General features: G+C 72.3%; 7 protein-coding genes. All 7 read right to left on the minus strand.

Annotated elements, in window-relative coordinates; genetic code table 11:
* Nucleotides 1-1036: lytic transglycosylase domain-containing protein (locus tag G5C51_RS38325; RefSeq protein WP_420824902.1), on the minus strand; the 1036-nt coding region annotated here is incomplete at its 3' end.
* A gap of 13 nt (nucleotides 1037-1049) precedes the next feature.
* The gene (locus tag G5C51_RS38330; RefSeq protein ID WP_165244926.1) at nucleotides 1050-2312 is read right to left on the minus strand and encodes a lipase family protein; all 1263 of its coding nucleotides are present in this window, start codon (nucleotides 2310-2312) and stop codon (nucleotides 1050-1052) included.
* A 40-nt stretch (nucleotides 2313-2352) separates the two neighbouring features.
* Nucleotides 2353-3414 (minus strand): class I SAM-dependent methyltransferase, encoded by a 1062-nt coding sequence (locus tag G5C51_RS38335; RefSeq protein WP_338118466.1) that lies wholly within the window; start codon nucleotides 3412-3414, stop codon nucleotides 2353-2355.
* The gene (locus G5C51_RS38340) at nucleotides 3390-4604 is read right to left on the minus strand and encodes a glycosyltransferase (protein ID WP_165244928.1); all 1215 of its coding nucleotides are present in this window, start codon (nucleotides 4602-4604) and stop codon (nucleotides 3390-3392) included. Before G5C51_RS38340 ends, G5C51_RS38335 begins: the two co-directional genes overlap by 25 nt.
* Nucleotides 4601-5479, minus strand: a complete 879-nt coding sequence (locus G5C51_RS38345) for an alpha/beta fold hydrolase (RefSeq protein ID WP_165244930.1) — start codon at nucleotides 5477-5479, stop codon at nucleotides 4601-4603. Before G5C51_RS38345 ends, G5C51_RS38340 begins: the two co-directional genes overlap by 4 nt.
* A gap of 3 nt (nucleotides 5480-5482) precedes the next feature.
* Nucleotides 5483-5749 carry an acyl carrier protein gene (locus G5C51_RS38350; RefSeq protein ID WP_420824903.1) on the minus strand — a complete coding sequence of 89 codons (267 nt, stop codon included), beginning with the start codon at nucleotides 5747-5749 and terminating at the stop codon, nucleotides 5483-5485.
* 74 nt (nucleotides 5750-5823) lie between these two features.
* Nucleotides 5824-7225 (minus strand): 4'-phosphopantetheinyl transferase superfamily protein (locus tag G5C51_RS38355; RefSeq protein WP_165244934.1); only part of this gene is annotated, 1402 nt, incomplete at its 5' end.

A 7225-nucleotide genomic window follows, 5' to 3' on the forward strand; every position in this document is an offset into this window, starting at 1 on the left:
GGTCGTCGGATGGCGGGGGCTTGGTCGGCGGGTCGCTGGGCTTGGTCGGGGGCTTGGTCGGGGGCTTGGTCGGGTCCTTGGCGCCCGGGTCCTTCGAGCCGCCGCTGTCGCCCGGCGGGGTCGGGCCGACCGAGATGCCGCCGGGCCCGTCGTCGTCGCCGGACGACGACCCCGCGCCCGGGCTCTTCGGCAGCACGCCCTTCCCGTCCGGGACCTCGTGGACACCCTTCTTGTAGAAGGCCAGCCACGACAGGACCGTGCGGAGGTAGTCCTCCGAGTGGTTGTAGCTCAGGATCGCCGAGCGCAGGCCGCTCTGTGTGCTCAGGTCGCGGTCGTTCGCGCACAGGTAGCGGCCCGCGGACAGGGCCGCGTCGAAGACGTTGTTCGGGTCGGCGCGGCCGTCGCCCGTGGCGTCCGAGCCCCAACTCGCCCAGGTGGACGGGATGAACTGCATCGGGCCGACCGCCCGGTCGTAGCGGCTGTCGCCGTCGTAGCGGCCGCCGTCCGTGTCGGAGATGTTGGCGAAGCCGTTGCCGTTCAGGACCGGCCCGCGGATCACATGCCGGGTCCGGCCCGACGCGTCCACGTCGCCGCCCCGGGCGTGGCCCGACTCCACCTTCCCGATCGCGGCCAGCAGCTCCCACTCGAGCTGGCACCCGGGCTGGCTGCGGGCCAGCGTCGCCTCCGCCTTCTTGTACGCGGCGAGCACCGTCGCGGGTATCCCCGCCTGCCCCTTCGCGCCCCCGAGCGCCGTCCCGTGCCCGGCGCCGTCCGCACCCTTCTCGCGGCCTTCCAGCGGCGGGAGTTCGGTGTGGTACGAGTCGTCCGACGGCACGTCGTCGGACGGCAGCGGGTCGGGTGAGCGGTGGCCCTGGGCCTTCGCTCCCCCGTCGCGACCGCCGAGGATGCCCGGCGCCTGGGACGCGGTCAGCGCGAGCATCGCGACGGCCGCGGCGGCGGTGCCGGCGGCGCCGCGGCGCATCCGGAATGTGGCGGTGCGGGGTCGTTGCTTGCGGTGTTTGTTGGTGCGGCTCACAGCAGTGCCTTCCTCACTCGCAGTTCGACGTGGCGTCCTTGCCGGCCAGGCGGTCGGCCACGTACGCGCTCGCGTCCGCGTTGCCCGCCTGGATCGGCCACAGGTGGTCCTGGATCGGCGGACGGTCGCCGGTCTCATAGGTCTTCCAGGTGAGCTTCAGACCGTGGCCGCAGTACTCCTTGTGCAGGTCGTCGGCCTGGGCGGCGTCGACGATCGAGTCCGTGGTGCCGTGGTACTGGAAGACCGGGACCTTGATTGCCGTCGTGCCGCCGAGGGTGTTGGCCCGATAGGCGGTCTTCCAGGGGGCGCTGGTGAGCGGGCTGCCGGTGAAGTAGTCGGTGACCGACTTGTTGGCGTAGTCGTGGATCAGCTCCAGCGCGCAGGCGCTCTTCGTCATCTCCGCCATCGCCGCCTTGCCGGCGTCGTTCAGGCTGCCCTCCATGTTCAGTTCCGGGTAGGCGTTGTCGAGGCCAGCGAGGGCGTTGAAGAGGAAGCCGGAGGCCGGGGATCCGTTCAGGGCCAGCGCCAGGTCCACCATGTGACCCGGGACGCCGCCCGCGACGATGCCGACGACCTTCTGCTCGGGCGCGTACTCCGGCTGCACCTCGCCCGCCCACAGCGCGGCGCCGCCGCCCTGCGAGTAGCCGCGGTAGACGACCTTGGCGTCTGCCGAGAGCTTGGTCTCGCTCAGCTTCTGCGAGGCACGGACCACGTCCACCAGCGCCGGGCCGAGGGACTTGCCGGTCATGTAGGTGGTCTTGGGCTCCGGGTGGGTGCCCTCGTAGTCCGGGATGGCGACCGCCTGGCCCTGCTTGAGCATGTCGTTGATGACCCACTGCTCGTACAGCGCGCCCTTGGCGATCATCCGGGAGGGCGTGCAGCGGAAGGCCGGGCCCTGGGTGCCCGGGCCCCAGCCGATGATGGGCAGGGTGGCCGGGTCCTTGCCCTTGGGGACCATGACCGTGCCGGTGTTGGCGACCGGCTTGCCCTGGGCGTCCTTGGACAGGTACATCACCTGCCAGGTGTCGGCCAGTTCGCGGTTCGTCGGGCTGCCCGGGGAGACCTTGCGGGAGCGGATGATGTCGCCGGGCTTGCCCTCGGGCACCGGGTTCGGGCGCTGATAGAAGTCGTCCGGCGGCAGTTCGGCCTTGGCCGTGGCGCCCTGCGCGCGCTCCGAGTCGCCGCCGGAGAGTACGGCCGTGGCGGCGATGGTGGCGGCGATGAGTAAGAAGAGTCCGAGCAGGCGCCAGGCCCTGACGGGGGAGTTGAGCAACATCTCAGCGGCTCCGTTGGCGAATTGAGGGTTGAGGAAACGGTCAAGTGCGGCGGGCGATCACCCGGTAGGCATTGGAGAAGGGCGTCCGGCGCACCAGCGGCGCCAGCGCCCGCTCGCTGAAGTGCACGGCGGCCAGCGCGGGCACGAGCGAGATCAGCAGCGCGATACGGGCGCGGATGACGGCCTTGCTCGGGCGCTTCGGCAGCCAGGGCGCGTCGTCGTCGGGTACGAAGCGGGTGGAGAAGTACCAGAGCGCGCTGACCCCGTCGAGCGGGATGTGCTGGTCGCCGGTACGGGACGCGTGCACCACCGTCCAGCCCGTGTCGGCCAGCTCCGCGCACAGGTTGCTCATCGTCGCGAAGTGCAGGTGCTGCGGCTGGAACCACGGCAGCCAGTACTTCCCGAAGAGCTTGCCGAAGGCGCACTGCGGGTCCGGCACCTCGATCATCAGGTGTCCGCCCGGCTTCAGCACGGTGTGCGCGGCGGCGAGCTCTTTGCGCTGCTCCAGGGTGTGTTCCAGGTAGTGGAACATGCTGACCGCGTCGTACTGGCCCGCCAGCTCGGCCGCCAGCCCGGTGAGGGTGCCGCGGTAGGCCTCGGCGATGTGCCCGTTCTCCGCGGCCTTCTCGACGCTCTCCCCCATGTCGAGCCCGTCGAAGACCGTCTCCGGCAGCTCGGCCCGGGCGATCTGCGGGAACTGCGCGTGCGCCGTCCCGACGTCCAGCCACTTCGCCGGCCGGTCGTGTACGGCCATGGCGCGGGCGCTGGCGACGTACCGCTTGCGCGCGCCCGTACCGCCGAACAGATCGGTGGTGGCCTCCTCGCCGAGCCCGTCGTAGAAGTCCCGGTAGTAGAAGTCCAGGCCCTCTTCGTTGAGCCGCGGGTTCTGGAAGACGTGCCCGCACGCGCGGCACTCCTCCAGCGTGAACCAGCCCGGCTTCAGCTGGACGAAGTCGCGCGTGCGCACCTTCACCCGCAGCCGGGTGGAGCCGCACCACGCGCAGTCCTCGCGGCGCGGCATGAGGAAGCGCTCGACGCCGCCCGCCAGTTCGGCCTGGTAGCGGGGGCGCGCCTCGGCTATAGCGACAGTTCGGTCCACCACGGTTCCTCCTCCTCTTCTTCCTCCTCGGCGGCGAGCTGCTCCAGGCGTACGGCCGCCGCCCCGGCTCCGCCCGCGGCGCGGAAGGAGTCGCGGATGCGGCGCGCGGTGGCCCGGTAGTCCGGCTCGCGCAGCACCGCGTCCAGGGCTCCTCCGATACGGACCGCGTCGGCCCGGCCGAAGCGCACCCGCACGCCCGCCCCTGCACCGGTGACCTGGGACGCGACCACCGGCTGGTCGTCGCGGATCGGCGCCACGACCAGCGGGACGCCGTGCCACAGCGCCTCGGTGACGGTGTTGTGTCCTGCGTGGCAGACGACCGCGTCGGCCTGTTCCAGCAGCGACAGCTGCGGGACGGCCGGGTGGATCAGTACGTCGTCGTCGGCCGCGGGCTCACCCAGCACCCCGCCCGGGTCGACGACGACGGCGCGCAGCCGGTCGGAACGGGCCCGTACCGCCTGCACGCAGCTCTCCAGGAAGCGGGCGCCGACCGCCGTGTTCGCGGTGCCGAGGGAGATCAGCGCGAGGTCGCGGCTGTCGTCGGCGTCGATCCAGTGCCAGGGGAAGTCGGGCACGTCCGGGCGCGGGCCGAGGGCGGGTCCCACGTACGCCACCGGGCCCTGGGCGAGGGGCTGCGCGCCGGTCAGTTCCTCGGTGGAGAAGACCAGGGACAGGCGTGGCGAGAAGCGCGGGTCGTAGCGCGCGGAGGGGTCGCCGAGGCGCTGCCGCAGCCCGTCCAGCAGGCCGGTGATCCACTCGTCCACCTTCGGCATGCCGACGAGGGAGCCGGAGAGCTCGGCGGAGGTGGTGGAGGAGGTCACGTACGGGACGCCGAGGCGCTCGGCGACCAGGGCTCCTGCGACGGTCTGCTGGTCGACGACCATGACGTCCGGGCCCGCCTCCAGCGCGGCCGTGGTGACGCCGGGCGCCATCGCCTGGGCGAGCGGCCCGAAGAAGTCCTCCCAGAGGAATTTCAGCGCCGCCACCCCGCGTAGTTCGCGCGGCCGGTCGTCGATGCTCGTGGGCCCGGCGGTCGGATAGATCCGGGCCTTGGTGCGGATCAGCCGCTCGATGACGGCCGGCTGCCCGGCCCAGGAGATCTCGTGCCCGCGCTCGGCGAGCTCGGCGGCGACGGCGGCGGCCGGGTGGATGTGCCCGGCGAGCGGCGGTACGACGAACAGGAAGCGGCTCATCTGGTCCGGCCTCCTTCGAGGGCGGCATCGAGGGAGGCTTCGAGGGCGGCGGCCTTGTCGGCCTCCGTGATGACGAAGTCCAGGGCCAGCGCGCCGACTTCCTCGGCGGCCTCGACCAGCACCGAGTGCTTCTGGCCCGCGACGACCCGTACCTGGGTGCCGGGCAGCAGTTCGGCGAGCCAGGCCGTCTGCTCGGCGACGAGGCCCTCGCTGCCGTTGATGAGCAGCACCGGGCAGCGGATCTGCCGCACCTCGCCGTCGGAGAGCACGCGGCCGTCCGGGATGTCGCGGGCGATGGTGGTGGTCGCGATGAACTTGCCGGCATTGCGGCCGAGGCGCCGGATGTGCGCGTCGTGCCGCCCGTCGCCCTGCCGGGTCGAGGCGATGGCCCCGTACTCCGCCACGAACCAGTCCAGGGCCTCCTCGGGCGGCAGTTGCTCCGTGGCCTGGTCCAGCGCGCCGGCCATGGTGTGCGCCCAGTCCTGGGTGGCGGGCCCGGACTCCACGACGGTGACGGTGGCGGCCCGCTCCGGGTGGTGCACGGCGTAGTCGAGGGCGATGGTGCCGCCGAAGGAATTGCCGACGAGGTGGACGGGCTCCTCGATCCGCAGCGCGTCGAGGAGCGCGTCCAGGTCGGCGGTGAAGTCCTGCAGCGTGTAGCCGGTGGGCGGGCGTTCGCTGCGGCCGTGCCCGCGCAGGTCGTAGAGGACCGCGTCGATGCCCGCCTCCGCGAACTGCGGCCCCAGGGTGAAGTAGAAGCTGGCGAGGCTGTCGATGAAGGCGCCGTGCACGAACACGGCGGTGCCGAGCGGCGCTCCCTTGGCCGGGAGCACCTGGACGTGGTGGTCGACCCCGTTGGCCTGGACCCGGGCCACCGCTCAGCGCTCCGCGGCGGCTGTGGCTGCGGTGCGCAGGCTGCGGGCGACGTACGAGACGAGTCGGCCGACGGTCAGCTCGATGATCTCGTCGAGCTCCAGGGAGGCCAGGTACTCGGCGAAGTTCACCTCGGGCCCGTACCACTCGGCGAGCCGGCCGGAGAGCGTGACCAGGTCGATGGACTCCATCTCCAGGTCGTCGCCGAACCGGCTGTCGAGCGTGATCGCGGCATCGCCCTCGGGCGGCGCGTAGTCCCCGAGGACCGACATGATCATTTCGCTGATCTCGGCGAGGACTTGCGCCTCGTCGGGGATGGGCGGCGTCTGCGTCGCCTTGACGGCTTTCACGTGAACAGCTCCTTTGTTGTCCAGGCGACGACATAGCCCCTGCTCGGTGCGCCGGGCGTTTCGGTCGTCACGTGGTCCAGGCGGATCTGGTGGGTGCGCCTGGGGGTTTTCACGACTAGGGCGTGCGTGGTCGCCTCGGTCACCGCGAAGTCGCGGGGGCGGCCGCGGAGGCCGGTGCCCTCGGCCTTGGCGGCGGCCTCCTTCGCGGCCCAGAAGCGGGTGAACCAGAGGGACTCGGGGGTGCCGGTGGCGGTGCTGCGCTCGGCGAGGAGGCCGCGTTCGCGGGGGCCGAGAGCGGTGGCGTAGGTGTATTCGGTGCGGTCGGAGATCAGCTCGATGTCGATGCCGACGCCGGCGTCCGCGCCCTCACGCACCAGGGCGACGGCGGCGTCGCCGCGGTGCGCGAGGGAGAGGGAGAGCGGCGGCAGTTCGCGGTGGTGGCCGACGGCGTACGGGCGGCCTTCGGGGTCGTTGCGGATGGCGATCTCGGCGGGGAAGACCGGGCCTTGGTCACCGGCCTCCGTCCACAGCCAGTGCCGGACCGCGTCCTTGGCGGCGATACGGCCGAGCAGCCACTGGCGGCGGCCGCGGGGCGGGTGGCCCTCGTACTGCTCGCGCTCGGCGGCGCCCAGATGCGTGCGCATGACCAGGTCGCGGGAGGCGAGGTCGGGCCAGCCGTCGGCGAGCAGCACCCAGCCGCCGGGCTGCGGGACGGCGAGGGTGCGGTGCTCCGGATAGCCGCCGGGCCTCGCGGCGCTGACCGCGGTGAAGCGGCGGTCCTGCCAGGCGACGATCTCCGCCCAGACCTTGCCGGAGTGGCTGAGCTGCACGTCGGCGGTGAGGGTGGTGCCGGTGACGGAGGTGATCCGGATGCGGCAGTCCACCTCGGTGGCGGGCTCGGGCTGGGGGCCGTAGAAACGGAAGCCGCGCATGCGGACGGGGAAGACGACATTGCGCTCGCTGCGCTTGGCGAGGATCCAGTAGCCGAGGATCTGGCCGACGTTGTCGAGCAGGGCGCCCGGGGCGGCGGGGGTGGTGATGGTGCCGCGGATGTGGGTGTCGCCGATCGCGACGAGGTCGGTGACGCCCTGGAAGGCCGGGCCGTGGAACATCCACCGGTCGCGGTACAGCTCGGCGGCGGTGAGCTGGCAGGGCTCCGAGATGAGTTCGGGGCGCCAGGGGGCGGGAGGCTCGGGGTAGGTGGTGGCGAGTTCGATGGTGGCGCGGGCATACGGGCCGAAGGTGACGTCGCCGTCGGGGCCGACGGTGACCTCGACGTCGGTGGGGGTGTCGGCACCGAGCCACTGCTCGAGGCGGACGTCGTGGACGCCGATGGCGCGGAGGCGGTGGGCGCGCTCGGCGGCGTCCATCATGAGCTGGACGAGGGTGGTGGCGGGG

Source organism: Streptomyces coryli, assembly GCF_011044975.1.
GTDB lineage: Bacteria > Actinomycetota > Actinomycetes > Streptomycetales > Streptomycetaceae > Streptomyces > Streptomyces coryli.